The 19,986-nt window shown below is 62.3% G+C and carries 18 protein-coding genes and 1 riboswitch; of the genes, 8 read left to right on the top strand and 10 right to left on the bottom strand.

Features of this window, described 5'->3' with window-relative positions; translation table 11 throughout:
* The 3 genes from thiQ to thiB all read right to left on the bottom strand — a co-directional run.
* On the bottom strand, window positions 1-686 hold a 686-nt coding region (gene thiQ, locus G5134_RS10730; RefSeq protein ID WP_421231996.1), incomplete at its 3' end, for a thiamine ABC transporter ATP-binding protein.
* A gap of 72 nt (window positions 687-758) precedes the next feature.
* Window positions 759-2,381 (bottom strand): thiamine/thiamine pyrophosphate ABC transporter permease, encoded by a 1,623-nt coding sequence (thiP, locus tag G5134_RS10725; protein WP_065018641.1) that lies wholly within the window; start codon window positions 2,379-2,381, stop codon window positions 759-761.
* Window positions 2,378-3,358, bottom strand: coding sequence for a thiamine ABC transporter substrate binding subunit (thiB, locus tag G5134_RS10720; RefSeq protein ID WP_065018642.1), 981 nt, complete (start codon window positions 3,356-3,358; stop codon window positions 2,378-2,380). The genes thiP and thiB overlap by 4 nt, the downstream gene beginning before the upstream one ends.
* Window positions 3,359-3,409: 51 nt before the next feature.
* Window positions 3,410-3,500: riboswitch (TPP riboswitch) on the bottom strand.
* 91 nt (window positions 3,501-3,591) lie between these two features.
* Between thiB and G5134_RS10715 the strand changes: the two genes are divergently transcribed.
* Window positions 3,592-3,882, top strand: a complete 291-nt coding sequence (locus G5134_RS10715) for a PilZ domain-containing protein (RefSeq protein WP_005304376.1) — start codon at window positions 3,592-3,594, stop codon at window positions 3,880-3,882.
* A gap of 89 nt (window positions 3,883-3,971) precedes the next feature.
* On the opposite strand, the gene G5134_RS10710 is transcribed toward G5134_RS10715, so the two are convergent.
* The 5 genes from G5134_RS10710 to leuA form a co-directional block, all read right to left on the bottom strand.
* Window positions 3,972-4,901, bottom strand: a complete 930-nt coding sequence (locus tag G5134_RS10710) for a hypothetical protein (protein WP_065018643.1) — start codon at window positions 4,899-4,901, stop codon at window positions 3,972-3,974.
* Between the two features lie 116 nt (window positions 4,902-5,017).
* On the bottom strand, window positions 5,018-5,617 hold the full coding sequence (gene leuD / locus G5134_RS10705; protein ID WP_017779101.1) for a 3-isopropylmalate dehydratase small subunit: 600 nt from the start codon (window positions 5,615-5,617) through the stop codon (window positions 5,018-5,020).
* A gap of 99 nt (window positions 5,618-5,716) precedes the next feature.
* Complete coding sequence (gene leuC, locus G5134_RS10700; protein WP_065018644.1) at window positions 5,717-7,114, bottom strand: 3-isopropylmalate dehydratase large subunit; 1,398 nt, start codon at window positions 7,112-7,114, stop codon at window positions 5,717-5,719.
* A gap of 32 nt (window positions 7,115-7,146) precedes the next feature.
* Complete coding sequence (leuB, locus tag G5134_RS10695; RefSeq protein ID WP_082970206.1) at window positions 7,147-8,232, bottom strand: 3-isopropylmalate dehydrogenase; 1,086 nt, start codon at window positions 8,230-8,232, stop codon at window positions 7,147-7,149.
* 2 nt (window positions 8,233-8,234) lie between these two features.
* Window positions 8,235-9,809, bottom strand: a complete 1,575-nt coding sequence (gene leuA, locus G5134_RS10690; RefSeq protein WP_024942261.1) for a 2-isopropylmalate synthase — start codon at window positions 9,807-9,809, stop codon at window positions 8,235-8,237.
* Window positions 9,810-10,216: 407 nt separating this feature from the next.
* On the opposite strand from leuA, the gene G5134_RS10685 reads away from it, so the two are divergent.
* From G5134_RS10685 to ilvN, 6 genes are all read left to right on the top strand, one after another.
* On the top strand, window positions 10,217-10,840 hold the full coding sequence (locus G5134_RS10685; protein ID WP_005304358.1) for a TetR/AcrR family transcriptional regulator: 624 nt from the start codon (window positions 10,217-10,219) through the stop codon (window positions 10,838-10,840).
* A 125-nt stretch (window positions 10,841-10,965) separates the two neighbouring features.
* Window positions 10,966-11,469, top strand: a complete 504-nt coding sequence (locus G5134_RS10680) for a phosphatase PAP2 family protein (protein WP_065018646.1) — start codon at window positions 10,966-10,968, stop codon at window positions 11,467-11,469.
* Window positions 11,466-12,575, top strand: coding sequence for an MJ1255/VC2487 family glycosyltransferase (locus G5134_RS10675; protein WP_065018647.1), 1,110 nt, complete (start codon window positions 11,466-11,468; stop codon window positions 12,573-12,575). The genes G5134_RS10680 and G5134_RS10675 overlap by 4 nt, the downstream gene beginning before the upstream one ends.
* 36 nt (window positions 12,576-12,611) lie before the next feature.
* A complete protein-coding gene (locus G5134_RS10670; RefSeq protein WP_005304348.1) occupies window positions 12,612-12,764 on the top strand; it encodes a hypothetical protein in 153 nt (50 codons plus the stop codon).
* A 389-nt stretch (window positions 12,765-13,153) separates the two neighbouring features.
* On the top strand, window positions 13,154-14,872 hold the full coding sequence (locus tag G5134_RS10665) for an acetolactate synthase 3 large subunit (protein ID WP_017763827.1): 1,719 nt from the start codon (window positions 13,154-13,156) through the stop codon (window positions 14,870-14,872).
* A complete protein-coding gene (gene ilvN, locus G5134_RS10660; protein WP_005304342.1) occupies window positions 14,872-15,366 on the top strand; it encodes an acetolactate synthase small subunit in 495 nt (164 codons plus the stop codon). The genes G5134_RS10665 and ilvN overlap by 1 nt, the downstream gene beginning before the upstream one ends.
* A gap of 406 nt (window positions 15,367-15,772) precedes the next feature.
* Here the strand turns inward: ilvN and pta are convergent, their stop codons facing one another.
* Complete coding sequence (gene pta / locus G5134_RS10655) at window positions 15,773-17,944, bottom strand: phosphate acetyltransferase (RefSeq protein ID WP_017763828.1); 2,172 nt, start codon at window positions 17,942-17,944, stop codon at window positions 15,773-15,775.
* A gap of 51 nt (window positions 17,945-17,995) precedes the next feature.
* Complete coding sequence (locus G5134_RS10650; RefSeq protein ID WP_005304335.1) at window positions 17,996-19,198, bottom strand: acetate kinase; 1,203 nt, start codon at window positions 19,196-19,198, stop codon at window positions 17,996-17,998.
* Between the two features lie 302 nt (window positions 19,199-19,500).
* Here G5134_RS10650 and yfbV point away from each other — a divergent pair, with 302 nt between their 5' ends.
* A complete protein-coding gene (gene yfbV / locus G5134_RS10645) occupies window positions 19,501-19,941 on the top strand; it encodes a terminus macrodomain insulation protein YfbV (protein ID WP_017763829.1) in 441 nt (146 codons plus the stop codon).
* Window positions 19,942-19,986: the final 45 nt, after the last annotated feature.

Below are 19,986 nucleotides of genomic sequence, written 5' to 3'. Positions count from 1 at the left end.
AGGTAGCGCAGCAGCCCGGGGTGATCGCTGTTTTGCAGTATGTCGGGTTTGCCTTGCAGGGCGATGCGCCCCTCGTCCACGAACAATACCTGATCGGCGATGAGCTGGGCATCTTCCGGGTTGTGAGAGACCATCAGCACGGTAATGCCTTGCTCGCAGGCGAGCCTGGCCACCTCTGCCAGCATCTCCCGGCGCAGGGCCGGATCGAGCGCCGAGAAGGGCTCATCCAGCAGCAGCAGCGGCTTGCCCCGTACCAGGGCGCGGGCCAGCCCGACCCGTTGCTGCTGGCCACCGGAGAGCTGTTCCGGCAGGCGCGTGAGCATCTCGCCGAGGCCGACCCGGTTCGCGGCATCCTTCACCTGAGCCCGCTGAGCGGCGTTCAGGCGCAGGCCGGGGTGCAAGCCGATGGCAATGTTGTCGAATACCGACAGGTGCAGGAACAGGTTGTGATCCTGAAACAGGGTAGTCACGGGCCGTGCGGCTGGGCCCAGCGGCAGCAGATCTTCACCATCGAAGCTGAGGGTGCCTGATTCTATCGGCACGAAACCGGCGATCATGCCGAGCAGGGTCGACTTGCCTGCCCCGCTCGGACCGATCAGCGCGGTGATCTCCCCCTTGGGCAGGGTGGCGCTGAAGCTGACGCGCCAGTCCGGGTAGCTGGTCACCAGCTCATCAATGTTCAGCATGTTTTCCTCTCAAGGGGGGCGTTTGAGCGACCAGCACAGCCGCCGAGACGGTAGCGTCGGGTCTTTTGTCTCTCAATGGTCGGCATGCTTTCCTCCAAGCCCCCGCTCCACCAGCCAGAACAGGGAGAAGCAGAGGGTGAGCAGCAGCAGGGCGGTGGCGGCCGCCTCGGTCAGCCGGTAGCTACCGAGCTGCTGATAGAGCAGCCAGGGCAGGGTGGTGAGCTCCTGGCTGCCGAACATGGCGATGGCGCCGAGATCCCCGAGCGACAAGATCATGGCCAGCGCCGCCGCCTGGCCCAGCGGACGGCGCAGCAGGGGCCACTCAACCAGTCGCAGGCGATGCAGGCCGTGTACCCCCAGGCTGTCGGCCAGCCGGTCGTACTGGCGCACTACCAGCTGCATGGGGGCTGAGAGGGTGCGCAGCACATAGGGCAGCGCCATCAGGGCGTTGACCAGCACCACCAGCCAGGGGCCGAGGGCAAAGACATCGGCAAATGGCATGCACAGGATGAAGAGGCCGGTGGAGAGCACCACCGCCGGGATCATCAGGATCACCGAGCCACTGGTCTCCCACAGGGCGGCGGCCCGCCGCTTGTGCTCCCGAACCCGCAGATGGCGGCTGGTGAGCAGCAGGGCGCTGCCGAGCAGGGTGGCCAGGCTGCCCGCCGCCAGCGCAATCAGCAGCGACTGGCCGCTGGCCAGCCACAACTTGCCTGAGGTCAGGGCATCCGGCAGGCCGGGATTGAGGCCGGCCACCACGATGGCCAGCAAGGGGGGCAGGAATACCGCCAGCCCGATGGCAAGGGCGAGGGCGTCCACCAGGGCGCTGCCCGGCTGATGACGGTCCGGTCGCAGACAGGGGCGATGAGAGGTGATCCGGCTGGCCGGGCTGCTCTGCAGCTTGTGCTGCAGCATCAGCAGGGCGGCGGTCAGGATGAGCTGGACCAGCGCCAGTCCGCCGGCGGTGGCGAGATCGAAGTCAAAGCGCAGCGCCTGATAGACGGCCACCTCCAGGGTGGTGGACTTGGGGCCGCCCCCCAGCGCCAGCACGGTGGCGAAGCTGGTGAAGCAGAGCATGAAGATGAGGCTGGCCAGCCCTGGCAGCTGGGCCCGGATCAGCGGCCATTCCAGCAGCCGAAAGATATGGGAGGAGCGCATGCCGAGCTGGCTGGCGAGGCGCCAGGAGGATTCGGGGATGCTCTCCAGGCTCTGCAGCAAGAGACGCGCGGCCAGCGGCATGTTGAAGAAGACGTGGGCCAGCAGGATGCCGAACAGGCCGTAGAGGTAGTTGCCGGGAGCGAGCCCGAACCCGTGCAGCAGTTGCGGCAACCAGCCCTGCTTGCCATGCACCGCGACGATGCCGAAGACGGCGATGATGACCGGCAGTACCAGCGAGAGGCCGAACAGCTTGATGAGCAGGGTGCGCCCCGGAAAGCGGCGCCGCGCCAGGGCGCGGGCCACCGGAATGGCCAGTCCCAGGCTCAGCAGGGTGGAGAGCAGCGCCTGCCAGAGGCTGAAGCCCAGCACGTGGCGCAGATAGGGATCGGCCAGCAGGGTGCGAGGGGCTAGCCCCCCGGCCTGCCACAACAGGGCCGCCAGCGGCCCCAGCGACAACAGCAGGATCAGGGCGGTGGCGGTACTGCCCGGCAGCCACCAGAGCAGACGCGTCCCAGGTTTCACGAAGAGACGACTCACTGGGTAACGGCTTGCAGCCACTCGCGGATCCAGCCCTTGCGATTGGCGGCCACCTCGTCAGAGCTGAAGGCGAGCGGCTTAGCTACGGTGATCATCTGCTCAAAGCCCTTGGGTAGTTGCGTGTCGATCACCGGATACATCCAGTTGCCGGTCGCCATCTCGTTCTGGAAGGCGGGGCTTATCATGAACTGCAGGAACTGATCCGCCAGCTTGCCCTGCTTGGCATTATTGAGCTTGGCGGCCACTTCCACCTGACGGTAGTGCCCCTCTGCAAACGCCGCGGCCTGATACTGGGGCTTGTGCTCGGCAATCAGGTGATAGGCGGGTGAGCTGGTGTAGGAGAGCACCATGTCCGCCTCGCCATCGAGGAACATGCCGTAGGCCTCTGACCACCCCTTGGTGACGGTAACCGTCTTTTTGGCCAGTTGCTCCCAGGCGGCGGGGGCCTGGTCACCGTAGACCGACTTCATCCACAGCATCAGCCCCTGGCCCGGGGTGGAGGTGCGGGGATCCTGATAGATGATCTTGAGGTCGGGCCGCACCACCAGCTCCTTCAGGCTCTTGGGGGGCTGCTTGAGTTTCTCCTTGTCGTAGACGAAGGCGAAGTAGCCGTAGTCGTAGGGGACGAAGGTGTCATCCTGCCAGCCGCCGGGCACCTTGAGGCCATCCAGCTTGGTGGCGTGAGCGGCGAACAGGCCGCTCTGCTTGGCTTCACTGACAAGGGCATCGTCCAGCCCCAGCACCAGATCGGCCTTGCTGTGTTTGCCCTCCAGTCGCAACCGGTTGAGGATGGCCACGCCATCTTCGAGCGGCACCAGATTGAGGGTGCAGCCGCACTCCTTCTCGAAGGCCTGTTTGATCTTGGGACCCGGGCCCCACTCGGCGGTAAAGGAGCTGTAGGTGTAGACGGTGAGGGTATCCGCCGCGAAGGCCTGAGCGGAGAGCAGGCTGGTGGCGACCAGCAGCAGGTTTTTCATGGGTGGCACTCCCTTTAGCAATGAGGTGCCAGCGGATGAGGGCGCAAAAACGAGCGCCATGCCTCAAATTCCTCCGCCAGCATTATCTGGATCAGGTTCACGGGTATAATCTCAGCGGTAGACCGCACCCCGTTTGAGAAACGCACCGCATTGTATTAACGTTCTTGGGGGGAGGCCAGCACAATTGTTTCTGCGGGCCAGCGAGATGGATCAGCTCAACAGAGGATGTTTGCGTGATCACCAGCACCAAGGAAAGACGCGCCTTCCAGCGCATGATAATCAATGCTCCCGTCACCATCTTCCAGCAGCAGCAGGTGCTGGAGGGGGTCTGCCGGGATCTCAGCGCCAACGGCATGGGCATCTCGGTGCCGGAGCACCAGCTTGATACGACCCAACCCATCCGGGTGAGCCTGGCCACCAACAACAACCTGTTGCCCCCCTTCGAGGCGCAGGCCCGCATCATCAGGGTACTGGAGGAGGAGGACGGGCTCTTGCTGGCCATCGAGTTCCAGTCCCTCGCCTGAGCCATCCACCTCCTTGCCTCCATCGACCAGCCCTACGCTGGTCGCTTTCATTTTGGCCTGTCCCCCCTCGCTTTCATGACGTCCACCACCTATTTGTCGGCGCGAACCGGCTGCACGCTGAGCTGCTTGCTGTCGATGAAGGTCTTGCTGGGCGGGGCCAGCTGACCCATCGCCAGCTGGGCCGGGCCGGTGGGCTCCATCAGCAGGTAGGTTTCCCCTTCCCAGCTCAAGGTAGCCTCGCCCGGCTTGGCCGGCAGCGCTACTCCCAGCAGGGCGTGACCCGGTACGAACACCATGGCCTGTTTCAATTCGGGAAAGAGCTGGGCCAGCATGGCGGCCATCAGGGTCACCTTGCTGTCGCAGTCGCCCTGATTTTGCTCCAGTACCTGTCGCGGGCTGAGAAAGCCCTTGCCCTGGCGGCCCGACTGGCTGTCGAGCAGTTGATAGGGGATGGCCTGAATGAAGTCGAGCATGTGGGCCGTGGTCTTCTGGCGCGCCTCGGTTTCCGTGCTGCCCTGCTGCTTGAGCTGTTCGGCCAGCGGCGCCAGTTCGCTGCTGCTCTCCAGTGCGATGCGCACGTGATCCTGCTTGATGGCGGCGGCACCGTCGGGGGCGGTGAACGGCTGAAAATAGTGCAGCTTGAGCCACTCTGCCTCCTGCTTGTCGCGCTGCTGGGTGAGCCAGCTCATGGCCTTGGCGACCTGTTCGGGCTGACGACCCTTGAGCCTGAGCTCCATCTCGGGGCGGGAGAGGGAGAACTGCACGGCGGGGAACTCGGCCACTCCCTGCTGCAGCAAGCTCTGCAGCACGTCCTCCTGCATGCGGGCCGACCGATAGGCGATGAGCGGCGGCAGCTTGCCTGCCTCCAGCCGATAGGTGAGTTGCTGCACCTTGCCGTCCTTGTCCTGCCAGCCGACGTTGAGCTGACCGCCGCTGCTGTTGAAATAGGTCTGCCCGGCGCAGACCGGCAGCGCCAGCCAGAGGCCGCAGAGCAGGGGGAGGGCGAGTGTCATCTTCATCCAGGTGTCTCGTCGGGTATGCAGAAGTGGCGGGCCATGGCGTGCACCTAGGCCTGACAATAAAACAGGGAGCCAAGGCTCCCTGTTGATTCTACTCGTTTTTTGCAATTGGCTGCTTAAATCCAGCTCGGCTGTTTCGCCTCGAAGGCGCTGATGGCGGCCTCGTGCTGCAGGGTCAGGCCGATGGCATCCAGCCCGTTGAGCAGGCAGTAGCGACGGAACTCATCGATCTCGAAGTCGAACGTGAGGCTACCTGCCCGCACCTGATTGGCTTCCAGGTCCACTTCGATCTCGATGCCCGGCTGGGCGGCGACCAGCTGGAACAGGGCGTCGACCTCCTCCTCCTTCAGGCGCACCGGCACCATGCCGTTGTTGATGGCGTTGCCGTAGAAAATGTCGGCGAAGCTCGGGGCAATGATGGTCTTGAAGCCGTAGTCCGCCAGCGCCCAGGGGGCGTGCTCGCGGCTCGAACCACAGCCGAAGTTCTCGCGGGCCAGCAGGATGCTGGCGCCGGCGAACTGCGGTTGGTTGAGCACGAACTCGGGGTTGGGCTGCTCCCCTGCATCGTCCAGGAAGCGCCAGTCGTGGAACAGATGCTTGCCAAAGCCGATGCGGTTGACCTTCTGCAAGAACTGCTTCGGAATGATGGCGTCGGTGTCGACGTTGGCGCTGTCGAGGGGAACGACGATCCCTTTATGCTGTTTGAAACCTGTCATGTACGTTCCCTCTTACAGTGCACGAATGTCGGCGAAGATGATGTCGGTGACGGCGAAGGGCCGTCCGTGTTCTTTGAATGCTTTCATCCTCAACCCCTCTTACAGCGCGCGAATGTCGGCGAAGTGGCCGGTGACGGCGGCGGCGGCGGCCATGGCCGGGCTCACCAGGTGGGTGCGGCCGGCGCGGCCCTGACGCCCCTCGAAGTTGCGGTTGCTGGTGGAGGCGCAGCGCTCCCCCGGTTGCAGCCGGTCGTTGTTCATGGCGAGACACATGGAGCAGCCGGGCAGACGCCACTCAAAGCCGGCCTCGATGAAGATCTTGTCGAGCCCCTCGGCCTCGGCCTGGGCCTTCACCTGCTCGGAGCCCGGCACCACCAGCGCCTGCACGCCAGCGGCGACCTTGCGACCGCGGGCGATGGCGGCGGCGGCGCGTAAGTCCTCGATGCGGCTGTTGGTGCAGGAACCGATGAACACCTTGTCGATGGCGACGTCGGAGAGCTTCTGACCAGGCTGCAGGTCCATGTAGGCGAGGGCCTTGCGGGCGGATTGCTGCTCCATCAGATCGCTGAAGGATTCCGGCGCCGGAATGGGTTCATTGACGGCGATCACCTGACCCGGGTTGGTGCCCCAGGTCACTTGAGGGGCGATGTCGGCGGCGTCCAGCACCACTTCGGCATCGAATTTGGCATCGGCATCGCTCTTGAGGCTCTGCCAGTAGGCGATGGCCTGCTCCAGCGCCTCGCCCTTGGGAGCGAACTCCTTGCCACGGATATAGTCGATGGTGGTCTGGTCGGGGGCGATCATGCCGGCCTTGGCACCAAGCTCGATGGCCATGTTGCACACCGTCATGCGCCCTTCCATGGTGAGCCCTTCGATGGCCTCGCCAGCGAACTCCACCACATAGCCGGTACCGCCGGCATGGCCGACCTTGCCGATGATGGCCAGTACTACGTCTTTCGCGCTGATACCTTCGGCCAGCTTGCCGTTGACCGAAATGCGCATGGTCTTGGCACGGCCCTGTTTCAGGGTCTGGGTGGCCATCACATGCTCCACCTCGGAGGTGCCGATGCCGAATGCGAGCGAACCGAAGGCGCCGTGGGTGGCTGTGTGGGAATCACCGCAGACGATGGTGGTGCCGGGCAGGGTGATGCCGAGCTCGGGGCCCATCACGTGGACGATCCCCTGGTACTTGTGGTTCAGGTCGTAGAGGCGAACCCCGAACTCCTTGCAGTTATGAGCCAGCGTTTCCATCTGGATGCGGGCCATCTCGCCGGAGGCGGCGATGTCCTTGGTGGTGGTGGAGACATTGTGATCCATGGTGGCCCAGGTCAGATCCGGGCGACGCAGCTGGCGGTTCATGGCGCGCAGGCCGTCGAATGCCTGCGGGCTGGTCACTTCATGCACCAGGTGGCGGTCGATGTAGATGAGTGGGGTTTCCCCTTCCACTTCCCGCACCACGTGGGCGTCGAATACTTTCTGATAGAGGGTCTTGGCCATTGCTCGGTTTCCTTGTTATCTATGCCGTGGGGTCAGATGCGCGCGGCGATCTGGCTGCCCATCTCGGCCGTGCTCTGCACCGGGTGCTTGGCGCTGGCCTGATGCAGGTCGGCGGTGAAGTAGCCTTCGGCCAGGGTCTGGGCCACGGCCAGCTCGATGGCCTGGGCGGCGGCTTCCTGGCCGAGGCTGTAGCGCAGCATCAGGGCGGCGGAGAGGATCTGGGCGATGGGGTTCGCGATCCCCTTGCCGGCGATGTCCGGGGCCGAGCCGCCGGCCGGCTCGAACAGTCCGAAGCCCGATTCGTTCAGGCTGGCGGAGGGGAGCAGCCCCATGGAGCCGGTGATCATGGCGCACTCGTCGGAGAGGATGTCGCCGAACAGGTTGGAGCAGAGCAGCACGTCGAACTGGGACGGATCCTTGATGAGCTGCATGGTGGCGTTGTCGATGTACATGTGATTCAGCGCCACGTCCGGATAGGACTTGGCGACTTGTGTCACCACCTCGCGCCACAGAATGGAGGAGGCGAGCACGTTGGCCTTGTCGATGGAGGTGACCTTGGCCTTGCGCACCCGGGCCGACTCGAACGCTATCTTGGCGATGCGCTCGATCTCGAAGCGGTGGTACACCTCGGTGTCGAATGCCTTCTCGGTGGGGCCTTCCCCTTCACGCCCCTTGGGCTGACCGAAGTAGATGCCACCGGTCAGCTCGCGCACGCAGGCGATGTCAAAACCGCGATCCGAGATGTCGGCCCGCAGCGGCGAGAACTGCTCGAGGCCGGTGTAGATGCGGGCCGGACGCAGGTTGCAGAACAGCTTGAAGTGGGCGCGCAGGGGCAGCAGGGCGCCGCGCTCCGGCTGATCGTTGGGGGGCAGATGCTCCCACTTGGGGCCGCCTACCGAGCCGAACAGCACGGCGTCGGCCGCTTCACAGCCTGCAATGGTGCTCTGGGGCAGCGGGGTGCCGTGGTTGTCGATGGCGATGCCGCCCACGTCATGGCGCTCGTAGTCGAGAGTGAAGCCGAACCTGGCCTGCACCTTTTCCAGCACCTTGACGGCCTCGGCCATCACTTCCGGGCCAATGCCGTCACCCGGCAATACTGCGATCCGATAACTGCTCATACTCACACGCTCTCCGTATTGATCTTGTCTGTTTTTGCGACGTTGCGTTCCATCTGTTCGGCCACCTGATCGGCGCGCCAGATGCTGTTGATCACGTGGATCAACGCCTGGGCGGAGGACTCTATGATGTCGGTGGCCAGGCCCATGCCATGGAATTTGCGGCCCTTGTACTGTGCGACTATGTCGACCTGGCCGAGGGCGTTCTTGCCTTCCCCCTTGCCCTTGAGTTCGTACTTGTCGATGCTGATTTCGTAGCCGGTGATGCGGTTGATGCACTGGTAGACCGCATCCACCGGGCCGTTGCCGGTGGCGGCTTCGCTGACGATCTCCTGGCCCACCTTCAATTTCACCGAGGCGGTGGCCATCACCGAGCTGCCGCTCTGCACACCCAGGTACTCCAGCTTGAAGTGCTCCGGCTCTTCGTGGATCTGGCTGAAGAAGGCGAGCGCCTCCAGATCGTAATCGAACACCTGCCCCTTCTTGTCGGCCAGGGTGAGGAACTTGGCGTAGAGATCGTCGAGGTCGTAACTGCTCTCGGCGTAGCCCATGGACTCCATCCGGTGCTTGATGACGTGGCGGCCGGAGCGGGAGGTCATGTTGAGGTTGTTCTGGGTGAGGCCAATGCTCTCCGGGGTGATGATTTCGTAGGTATTTTTCGCCTTGAGCACGCCGTCCTGATGGATGCCGGAGCTGTGGGAGAAGGCGTTGGCCCCGACGATGGCCTTGTTGGGCTGTACCGGCATGTTGCAGAGCTGGCTGACCAGGGTGCTGGTGCGATGAATTTCGCTGTGGCGGATATTGGTGTGTACCCCGAGCAGGTCGGCGCGGGTTTTGAGGATCATTGCCACCTCTTCCAGCGAGCAGTTGCCGGCCCGCTCGCCGATGCCGTTGATGGTGCACTCGATCTGGCGAGCGCCCATCTGCACGGCGCCGATGGAGTTGGCCACCGAGAGCCCCAGATCGTCGTGGCAGTGCACCGAGATGATGGCCTGATCGATGTTGGGCACCCGGTTGAACAGGGTCTGGATGATGCTGGAGAACTCGGTCGGCACCGTGTAGCCCACGGTATCGGGAATATTGATGGTACGAGCGCCGGCCTTGATGGCGGCCTCCACCATGCGGCACAGGTTGTCTATCGGGGTGCGGCCTGCATCCTCGCAGGAGAACTCCACGTCGTCGGTATAGCGGCGGGCGTGCTTGATGGCGCTGACCCCCATCTCCAGCACGTCCCCGAAGCTCTTCTTCAGCTTGCTCTCGACGTGGATGGAGGAGGTGGAGATAAAGGTGTGGATGCGAAAGGCGTCGGCGACCCGCAGGGCCTCGCCGGCGGCGTCTATGTCCTTGGGCAGGGCGCGGGCGAGGGCACAGACCCGGCTCTGCTTGATGTGACGTGCAATGGTCTGCACCGATTGAAAGTCGCCGGGGGAGGAGACCGGGAACCCCACCTCCATGACGTCGACACCGAGCCGTTCCAGCGCCTGGGCGATCTGCAGCTTCTCCTTGACCGTCAAGCTGGCCGCCAGGGCCTGCTCACCATCGCGCAGGGTGGTGTCGAATATGATGACCCGATCTGACATGTGACTTCCCTCTTCCTAAGTTCGGTGACGTGCATCCTGCGTTGGCATAAAAAAACCCGTGCAGGGTGCACGGGTTTTTGTAAATTCCGGCTATGCCTGAGCCCGGCTACAAGGATCCCGCGCGAGAGGTCGCGATTAGGGAGATTAGTAGTAGCGGAGCGGCAATACGCATGATGAATCAATCCTTGCAGTCGATAACGCTTTTACCAATATCGAGATTTTTATGCTGTGTCAACCGTACACACCCGGTTCATTTCGCTGGTTTATTTAATCGGATTGTAAAGGAGTGCAAATTTACTTGTCCCATATTCGGCCCTTGCCCGATTATCTGGTCATTCCTGCTGTACTCGATCATCTGTACAATCAGATCGACTTGTCAGTTTCTGCTGAATTATCCGAGGTATTAAATGGAAAAACGTAGACCTGGTCGTCCGGTCGGACGTTCTGACATTCGTGACAAGTTGCTCTGTGCCGCTCGCGAGCGTTTTCTGAACACCCCCTACAGCAAGGTGACGACCCGCGAGATCGCCGAGCTGGCTGGCTCCAATCTGGCCATGATCCACTACTACTTCGGCAGCAAAGAGGGCCTCTACAAGGCGGTGCTGGGGGATGTGGCCGAGCCGCTCGACCAGGCCTGGCACGACGAGACCGGCAACCGCAGCCTCAACGATCTGCTCAATACCTACTACCAGGTGATGGCGCCCAACAGCGAGCTGACCTCCGCCATCTCCAGCGCATTATCGACCGAGAAGAGTCCGGGTCGGGATTTTGTGCTGAACCGTCTGCTGGAACGCCAGCTGCCCCAGTTCGATGCCTTGCTGGAGTCCATGAAGAACAACGGTGAACTGGGTGACAACCTGGATCCCGAGATGCTGAAGATCTCCTTCCTCAGCATGATGTGGCAGCCCTTCGTGATGAAGGATCTCTACGAGCAGGTGTTCGGCCTGACCGTGGACGAGCACTTCATGGCTCGCCTGGCGGATCACAACTGCCGCCTGATGGAAAACGGCCTGCGCGGCACCCTGAACTGATCATTTGCCACGCTGGTAGCAAAAAGGGCCATTCGGCCCTTTTTTCATAAATTTGTTATTTGAACGTCAACCAAGTGTCACCCCACCGCCCTAGTCTGCTCTGAGACGCTAGGGAAGGAGGGGTTATGAACAAGATCCAGCAATGGGACCTGCAGGTGTGCCGCATCTGCCTGCTCCACGCCTACAACCGGCCACAGGCCAGGATCAGCAGGCTCATCTCCCGTACCGGTGACGGCCCGCTCTACGCCGTGCTGGCGGCCCTGCTCTGGTGGCAGGGGGAAGCCGAACGCGAACTGGTGAAGCTGGCGCTGCTCGCCTTCGCCCTCGAGCTGCCGCTTTACCTGCTGCTCAAGAATGCCCTCAAACGCCAGCGCCCGGTGGGGCTGCCGGTCTTCATCACCCCCTCCGACCGCTACAGCCTGCCCTCGGGTCACACCGCCGCCGCCTTCCTGATGGCAACCGTACTGGCGGCCAGCTTCCCGCTCTGGGCGCCGCTGCTGTTCGTCTGGGCCGCGCTGGTGGGGGCGTCCCGTCTGCTGCTGGGGGTGCACTATCTGAGTGACCTGGTAGCCGGTGCCCTGCTCGGCGGTGGCTGCGCCCTGCTGGCGCTCATGTGGGGGCTGGGATGAAGATACTGTTCGGTGTGCAGGGGACCGGCAACGGCCACATCAGTCGCAGTCGTACCCTGGCGCGGGCCTTGCGGGCCCGTGGTCTCGAGGTGGACTATCTGTTCAGCGGCCGTCCTGCGGACGGCTACTTCGAGATGGCCGAATTCGGCGACTACCGCACCTTTCCCGGTATCACCTTCGTCAGCCATGAGGGGGCCATCTCGAACTGGCGCACCCTCAAGGGGCTCTCGCCCCTGCGCTTCTGGCGCGACATGCGAGCGCTCGATTGTCGCGACTACGACCTCGTCATCAGCGATTTCGAGCCTATCAGCGCCCATGCCGCTCGCCGCTGGGGCAAGCCGAGCCTCACCATCAGCCATCAGGCGAGCTTCGACTGGCCCATTCCACGCTGGGGGGAGAGCGGCTTCAACCGCCAGCTGATGCGCCACTTCGCGCCGGTGCGCCAGTCGCTCGGGCTGCACTGGTTTCACTTTGGCCAGCCCCTGTTGCCGCCCATCATAGATCCCATCAGCCAGGGGCCCGACAACCAGCAGATCCTGGTCTATCTGCCGTTCGAGCAGACCGAGGCGATCGCGGCCCTGTTGTCGCGCTTCAACCAGCAACGCTTCGTCTGCTTTCATCCGGCCATTCGCAGTGCCAGCCAGTGGCGCAACATCCGCTTCGAGCCACAGGCCCGTGAGGCGTTCAAGCAGGTGCTAGCTGGCTGTCGCGGGGTCATCACCAACGGTGGTTTCGAGCTCGCCTCGGAGGCGCTCTCCCTTGGCAAAAAGCTGCTGGTCAAGCCGCTGGGAGGCCAGTTCGAGCAGCTGACCAACAGCAAGACCCTCGAACTGATGGGGCTGGCGCGGCTGATGGATGCGCTCGATGCCAACGCAGTGCGGGCCTGGCTGGATGCGACGGCCCCGGGCCAGATCTGCTACCCCGATGTGGCGGGGGAGCTGGCCGGCTGGCTCGCCGCCGGTGCCCAGGAGAGCGTGGCGGATCTCTCCCGCCGGCTGTGGGCCCGTACCCTGTTTCCGGAGGAGGTGTGCGATCGGCTGAGCGAGCTGGAGGAGGGGAGTGCACTCAGTAGTTGCTGGTTATCGCAAGTGAGCGCCTTTGACTAGACTGAGAGGGATCCCACCAAGGAGAGGACGGACACCATGCGCTTTACCAATGAAAACGGCGACACCATGAACCTGGCGGACAATCTCACCCTGCACGAGCTGCTGGACATGGGGGTCAGCATCTCGGTCTGCGAAGAGACGGATCCGGATCAGCAGATCTGGCTGGCGGAGCCGGAACAGGATCACTGATCCGCAGCCTGCCACCAAGGCCCACCCTGGCGGTGGGCCATTTTTTTTCCGCTTTTGGCGCCTGTTGCAGCATGATCCGCTGGCTTGCCACCCATCTTCCCCGCATTGTTCCCACCCTTTCCAGCAAGTCACTGAATGTTAATAGTTGTTTGAAATTTATGACTGTTGTGGTCAGACAAAGCCGTGGACAACCGTTCACAAGCGGGTTAAGTTGGTTTTTCACCCGCTTTGCGGGTGAATGATGGAAAAAACCTATTTTTCTACTATCGACAGCGCCGAACTCGCCGGGTCCGTATTCAGACAACAACAACGCACGGGCCGGCGGTGCCGGGAAGCAGCGGACTGCCGATAGCTTTCGCTTAACGGAGCAAAGCCTGGAGGGCTTTATCATGGAGATGTTATCAGGCGCCCAGATGGTGGTTAGAGCGCTGGAAGATCAGGGAGTTGAGCACGTTTTCGGCTACCCTGGTGGCTCAGTGCTCGACATCTATGACGCTCTCTTTGAAAACGGCAAGATGGAGCATGTCCTGGTGCGGCACGAGCAGGCCGCGGTGCACATGGCGGACGGTTACGCCCGCTCCACCGGCAAGGTGGGCACAGTGCTGGTGACCTCGGGTCCCGGTGCCACCAACTGCATCACGGGGATCGCGACCGCCTACATGGACTCCATTCCCCTGGTGATCCTGTCCGGCCAGGTGCCGACCAGCATGATCGGGGAGGATGCGTTCCAGGAGACCGACATGATCGGCATCTCCCGCCCGGTGGTGAAGCACAGCTTCCTGTGCAAGAAAGCCAGCGACATTCCCGAGGCCATCAAGAAGGCCTACTACATTGCCGCCAGCGGCCGCCCGGGGCCGGTGGTGGTGGATCTGCCCAAAGACGTGCAGAACCCGAAAGAGAAATTCCCCTACGAGTACCCGGATACGGTCTCCCTGCGCTCCTACAACCCGACCAAGTCGGGTCACAAGGGCCAGATCAAGCGTGCCGCCAAGCTGTTGGTGGAGGCGAGCCGCCCGGTGATGTATGTCGGTGGCGGTGCCATCAATGCCAATGCGGATCACCTGGTGACCAAGCTGGCGGAGCTGCTGAACCTGCCGGTGACCACCACCCTGATGGGGCTGGGGGCCTTCTCTGGCACTCATCCGCAGTTCATCGGCATGCTCGGCATGCACGGTACCTTCGAAGCGAACAAGAGCATGCACAACGCGGATCTCATCTTCGCCGTGGGTGCCCGTTTCGATGACCGCGTCACCAACAACGTGGCCAAGTTCTGCCCCAACGCCACCATAGTTCACATCGACATCGATCCCACCTCCATCTCCAAGACGGTGCAGGCTCACGTGCCCATCGTCGGCTCGGTGGAAACCGTGCTGGAGCAGATGCTGGAAGTGATCCGCGAGTGCGGCTTCGACAACGACAAGCAGGCGCTGGCGGACTGGTGGAGCCAGATCGGCCAGTGGCGTTCGCGCAACTGCCTGGCCTATGAGACCCACCCCACCCTGATCAAGCCGCAGCAGGTGATCGAGACCCTCTACAAGGTGACCAAGGGGGAGGCGTTCGTGGCCTCCGACGTGGGTCAGCACCAGATGTTTGCCGCCCTCTACTACCCGTTTGCCAAGCCGCGCCAGTGGATCAACTCGGGCGGCCTCGGCACCATGGGGTTCGGCATTCCGGCCGCTATGGGGGCCCAGTTTGCCAACCCGGATGCGGTGGTCTGCTGCGTCACCGGCGACGGCTCGGTGCAGATGAACATTCAGGAGCTCTCTACCTGCATGCAGTACGGGGTGCCCATCAAGATCATCTCCATCAACAACCGTGCACTGGGCATGGTCAAGCAGTGGCAGAAGATGTTCTACGGCGGTCGCCACAGTCACTCCTACATGGAATCCCTGCCTGACTTCGTCAAGCTGGCGGAAGCCTATGGCCATGTCGGCATCGCGGTGAGCGATCCGGCGGAGCTGGAGAGCGCCATGGAGAAGGCCTTCGCCATGAAGGATCGGCTGGTGTTCATGGACATCTCGGTCGACCCGGATGAGCACGTCTATCCAATGCAGATAAAGTTCGGTGCCATGGACGAGATGTGGCTGAGCAAGACGGAGAGAACCTGATGAGACATATAATTTCCGTTCTGCTGGAGAACGAATCCGGCGCCCTGAGCCGTGTGGTGGGCCTCTTCTCCCAGCGCGGCTACAACATCGAGACCCTGACGGTGGCCCCCACTGAGGATCCCACCCTGTCGCGCATGACCATCGTCACCATGGGGGACGAGCGGGTGCTGGAGCAGATCCAGAAACAGCTGCACAAGCTGGTGGACGTGCTCAAGGTGTGTGATCTCAGCGAAGGGGAGCACATCGAGCGGGAGATCGCGCTGGTCAAGGCGCGCGCCGCCGGTGGTGGTCGCGACGAGCTGAAACGGCTGGCGGATATCTTCCGCGGCCAGATCGTCGACGTCACTCCCGAGCTCTACACGGTGCAGCTGGTGGGGACCAGCGAGAAGCTGGATGCCTTCATCAAGACCGCCGCCCAGACCAACGAGATTGTCGAAGTGGTGCGCTCCGGGGTGTGTGGCATCTCTCGCGCCGACAAGGCGCTGCGTCCCTGAGCCATCGCTTGGCAGCAGGCAGGTTAAAGGGGCTCCTCGGAGCCCCTTTCTTGTGGGCGCTTGGTGGAATGGAGGGCTGGCACGAGTCTGTCATTTTCTTTCAAATGATCGGTAAACTATCCACAAAAGCTGTGGAAAACTCTGTAGATTAGCGGTGTGTCTGGCGTTAGTGTACTGATCTTAAAAGGATATTTTGATCTGATCTGCGCTGGGGCGCAATTGTGCAATCGACTCTGGCGGGTGTGAGTGTTTGCTTATCCCGCCGCCCTTGCGGGACTGGCGCCCGTCGCCGAGCAGGGGATCCTGCCAGGATCCCGATTTGATCTTGCGGATCAACATTTCCCCAAATCAGCCATAAAAAAACCCGCCTTGCGGCGGGTTTTTCAGCAGGCAGAACCTCGGACGATTACTCGGCCTGGGCTGCCTGGATACCGGTCAGGGCGATGGTGTAGACGATGTCGTCCACCAGGGCGCCACGGGACAGGTCGTTGACCGGCTTGCGCATGCCTTGCAGCATGGGGCCGATGGAGACCAGGTCAGCGGAGCGCTGTACCGCCTTGTAGGTGGTGTTGCCGGTGTTCAGATCCGGGAACACGAACACGGTGGCCTTGCCGGCAACCGGGGAGTTCGGCGCCTTGGACTTGGCCACGTTCTCCATGATGGCGGCATCGTACTGCAGCGGACCATCGATGATGAGGTCGGGGCGCTTGGCCTTGGCCAGTTCGGTCGCTTCACGCACTTTCTCTACGTCTGCGCCGGCGCCGGAGGTGCCGGTGGAGTAGGAGATCATGGCCACACGCGGCTCGATGCCGAAGGCGGCAGCGGAGTCGGCGGACTGGATGGCGATCTCGGCCAGCTGCTCGGCAGTGGGATCCGGGTTGATCGCGCAGTCACCGTAGACCAGTACCTGATCCGGCAGCAGCATGAAGAAGATGGAGGAGATCAGGGAAGAGCCCGGGGCAGTCTTGATGATCTGCATCGGCGGACGGATGGTGTTGGCAGTGGTGTGCACCGCGCCGGATACCAGACCGTCGACTTCGTTGCGCTCCAGCATCATGGTACCCAGTACCACGTTGTCTTCCAGCTGTTCGCGGGCAACCACTTCGGTCATGCCCTTGTTCTTGCGCAGCTCGACCAGACGGGCCACATAGCGCTCGCGCACGGCAACCGGATCGATGATCTCGACGCGGTCGGTCAGTACCACGCCCTGCTGTTCGGCGACGCGACGGATCTCTTCCGGGTTGCCCAGCAGCACCGGACGGGCGATGCCACGCTCGGCACAGATGGCGGCAGCCTTGATGGTCCGCGGCTCTTCCCCTTCCGGCAGCACGACGCGCTTGTTGGCCTGACGGGCCAGTTCGGTCAGCTGGTAGCGGAAAGCCGGCGGGCTCAGGCGACGGGAGCGGGTGGACTTGGCGGAGAGAGACTCGATCCAGTGCTTGTCGATGTGGCCGGCCACATAGTCCTGCACCAGCTCGATACGCTCGCGGTCATCTTCCGGGATGTCGACGTTGAAGTTCTGCAGGCTGACGGCGGTCTGCCAGGTGTTGGTGCCGGTGATCATGATCGGCAGGCCGGTAGCCATGGCCTGTTGGCACAGCGCCATCACCTGGGGTTCCGGGTGATAGTTGCCGGTCAGCAGCAGGGCGCCCAGCTTGACGCCGTTCATGGCGGAGAGACAGGCGGAGACGATGACGTCGGAACGGTCGCCGGAGGTCACCAGCAGGCTGCCCGGACGGAAGTGCTCGATCATGTTGTGGATGGAGCGGGCGCAGAAGGTCACGGTCTGCAGACGGCGGCTGTCCAGCTCACCCTTGTGCAGGATCTTGGCAGCCAGGTGTTTGGCGAGATCCTTGGCGCGCGGGGCGATCAGCTGGGTGTTCCAGGGGATGCAGCCGAGGATGCGCAGCGGGCTCTTGCCGAATACCTGCAGTACTTCCAGGTTGTGAGCGGTGTCGGCGCCGTGGTGATGGGCTTCGAACATCTCGGTCAGGTCGGGGCGGGTCACGCCGTGCTCGTCAACCGGTGCACCCACCTTGTTGATGACGCAGCCCACGATGCGGGGGTTGCTGACGCCACCGAAGTTGGAGCAAGCCAGTTCGATGCGCTCTTTCAGCTTCTGGCTGGAGTCGTTGCCCGGGTGGGTCACGAACACCATGTCGGCGTCCAGCGCCTTGGCGACGTCGTAGTTCAGCTTGTTGGCAAACGGCTGCTTGTCGGTCGGCACCATGCCTTCGATGACCAGCACTTCGGCACCGCTGGCCTTCACGTGCTCTTCAAAGCGGGCCACGATCTCTTCCAGCAGGATGTCGGTGTTGCTGGAGGTGATCATGTTCTCGGCGTAGGAGAGGGCGAACGGCTCGGGCGGGTTGATGTTGGCTGCAGCGCGGATCACGGCGGTGGAACGCTCGGTACCGGTTTCACCCGGACGCGGCTGAGCGACCGGTTTGAAGAAGCTGACATTGACACCGTGACGCTCCATGGCGCGAACGACGCCAAGGCTCACGGAAGTTACGCCGACACCAGTGCCGACCGGGATAAGCATAATAGTGCGTGCCACTTTATACCCCTTGTTCATTTTTGGGATCAGGAAAAGGCCGCCCTTGGGCGGCCTTGCTCTACAGCGAAATTATGCGCCGACCAGTTCCAGCGCGTCGTGGGCGATGACCCACTCTTCGTTGGTCGGGATAACCAGGGCCTTGGTGGAGCCAGCCTTGGTGATCTCGCCACCCTTGCCGAAGCGAGCCTTCAGGTTGGCGTCGTGATCGACGTCGAAGCCCAGCAGACCCAGTTTGTTCAGGGTGATTTCACGGATCGGGGCGGAGTTTTCACCGATACCACCGGTGAAGACCACGGCGTCCAGACGACCGTCCATGGCGGCGGCGTAGGCGCCGATGTACTTGGCCAGGCGATAGCAGTAAACGTCCATGGCACGCTTGGCTTCTTCTTTGCTGTCGTAGTTGTCTTCAACGAAACGGCAGTCGGAAGTTACTTCGGTCAGACCCTGCAGGCCGGACTCTTTGGTCAGCATGGTGTTGATCTGATCAACGCTCATGCCCAGCTTGTCGTGCAGGAAGAAGATGATGGCCGGATCGATGTCGCCGGAGCGGGTACCCATCACCAGGCCTTCCAGCGGGGTCAGACCCATGGAGGTGTCGACGGACTGGCCGTTCTTGATAGCGCAGACGGAGCCGCCGTTGCCCAGGTGGCAGTTGATGATGTTCAGCTCTTCCACCGGCTTGTTCAGCTGCTTGGCAGCTTCCAGGCTGATGTAGTAGTGGCTGGTGCCGTGGGCGCCGTAGCGACGGATGCCGTTCTCTTTGTAGAGTTTGTACGGCAGGGCGTACAGGAAGGCTTCTTCCGGCATGGTCTGGTGGAAAGCGGTGTCGAATACGGCCACATTCTTCTCGGCCAGCGCCGGGAACACACGACGGGCTTCACGAATACCGATCAGGTGAGCCGGGTTGTGCAGCGGGGCGTACGGTACGGCGGCTTCGATGCCGGCGATCACGTCGTCGCAGATGCGCACGGAGGAGGTGAAGCGCTCGCCGCCGTGTACGACACGGTGGCCGATGGCGATCAGGTTCTTGGACAGCTCCGGGTTGAGCGGCAGGATCTTGTTGACGATGTAGTCCAGCGCTTCCTGGTGAGCGGCACCGGCGCCCAGATCGGCACTGCCTTTCTCGCCGTTCAGTTTCCACTTGATGCGGGCGTCGTCGAGGTTGAAGCACTCGGCCAGGCCGGACAGCAGGTCATCACCGGTGGTTGCGTCAATGACAGCAAACTTCAGGGAAGAGCTGCCACAGTTAAGAACAAGAACCAGCTTACTCATGAATAAATCCTATCGCAGATTGGGTTGTGTAGGAGGATGCGTTGGACGCGCTGTGTCCAAAAACTTTCAACTTATCCTTATGAGGGTTGGCAATCTGTTGCTTGCCCCTTGTATAGTGATACAAGACCCGAAATCCAGACGTCCCTGACGGCTCAACGGCAGGCCGTTGGCGCAAAAATTGGGCGTACAAAGGATAACCCGATTGTTGAAAAATAACAAAGTCATCCTCAACCTTTGTTATTGCGCATCAAATATTGTCGTGGTTTTGCCGTTAATACGTTCAAAAAGAGCTCGGAGGTAGCATGAGCATGAACATTTTTGGAACTAAGTTACAGCAAGGCCGTCATTATATGACCCTTTGGCCCCGCCGTCCCGAGCTTAATTCCATGTTCCCGGAGAATCGGGTGATCAAGGCCACCGAGTTCGCCCTCAAGGTGATTCCTGCGCTGGCAGTGCTCAGCGTCATGCTGCAGTTCCAGTTTGGCGAGCAGCACTACTGGCCTTCCGTCATGACCTCGGTGCTGTTTCTGCTCAGCCTGCCGCTGCAGGGCTACTACTGGCTCGGTCAGCGTGCCGATACCCGGCTGCCGCCTTCCCTTGCCAGCTGGTATCGCGAGATCAACGGCAAGATGAACGAACAGGGCGGTCGTCGCCAACTGGTGGCCCAGCCGAGATACGAAGAGCTGGCCGATACCCTCAACGCCGCCTTCAAGCAGCTGGACAAATCCTTCCTCTACGAGTGAGGCCCCACGGGCCTGCCAACCGGACAAAGGCGCCTCGCGGCGCCT

Source organism: Aeromonas sp. 600276, assembly GCF_049175815.1.
Classification (GTDB): domain Bacteria; phylum Pseudomonadota; class Gammaproteobacteria; order Enterobacterales; family Aeromonadaceae; genus Aeromonas; species Aeromonas dhakensis.
The sequence above is the reverse complement of the archived record's forward strand: the minus strand, read 5'-3'. Positions and strand labels throughout refer to the sequence as shown.

Coding starts and splice junctions, on each gene's coding strand:
- leuA (WP_024942261.1), bottom strand. CDS start 9,809: ATGTCAGATCGGGTCATCATATTCGACACCACCCTGCGCGATGGTGAG.
- pta (WP_017763828.1), bottom strand. CDS start 17,944: ATGAACAAGGGGTATAAAGTGGCACGCACTATTATGCTTATCCCGGTC.
- G5134_RS10670 (WP_005304348.1), top strand. CDS start 12,612: ATGCGCTTTACCAATGAAAACGGCGACACCATGAACCTGGCGGACAAT.
- G5134_RS10675 (WP_065018647.1), top strand. CDS start 11,466: ATGAAGATACTGTTCGGTGTGCAGGGGACCGGCAACGGCCACATCAGT.
- G5134_RS10685 (WP_005304358.1), top strand. CDS start 10,217: ATGGAAAAACGTAGACCTGGTCGTCCGGTCGGACGTTCTGACATTCGT.
- leuC (WP_065018644.1), bottom strand. CDS start 7,114: ATGGCCAAGACCCTCTATCAGAAAGTATTCGACGCCCACGTGGTGCGG.
- G5134_RS10650 (WP_005304335.1), bottom strand. CDS start 19,198: ATGAGTAAGCTGGTTCTTGTTCTTAACTGTGGCAGCTCTTCCCTGAAG.
- G5134_RS10710 (WP_065018643.1), bottom strand. CDS start 4,901: ATGAAGATGACACTCGCCCTCCCCCTGCTCTGCGGCCTCTGGCTGGCG.
- yfbV (WP_017763829.1), top strand. CDS start 19,501: ATGAGCATGAACATTTTTGGAACTAAGTTACAGCAAGGCCGTCATTAT.
- thiB (WP_065018642.1), bottom strand. CDS start 3,358: ATGAAAAACCTGCTGCTGGTCGCCACCAGCCTGCTCTCCGCTCAGGCC.
- leuD (WP_017779101.1), bottom strand. CDS start 5,617: ATGACAGGTTTCAAACAGCATAAAGGGATCGTCGTTCCCCTCGACAGC.
- G5134_RS10680 (WP_065018646.1), top strand. CDS start 10,966: ATGAACAAGATCCAGCAATGGGACCTGCAGGTGTGCCGCATCTGCCTG.
- leuB (WP_082970206.1), bottom strand. CDS start 8,232: ATGAGCAGTTATCGGATCGCAGTATTGCCGGGTGACGGCATTGGCCCG.
- G5134_RS10665 (WP_017763827.1), top strand. CDS start 13,154: ATGGAGATGTTATCAGGCGCCCAGATGGTGGTTAGAGCGCTGGAAGAT.
- ilvN (WP_005304342.1), top strand. CDS start 14,872: ATGAGACATATAATTTCCGTTCTGCTGGAGAACGAATCCGGCGCCCTG.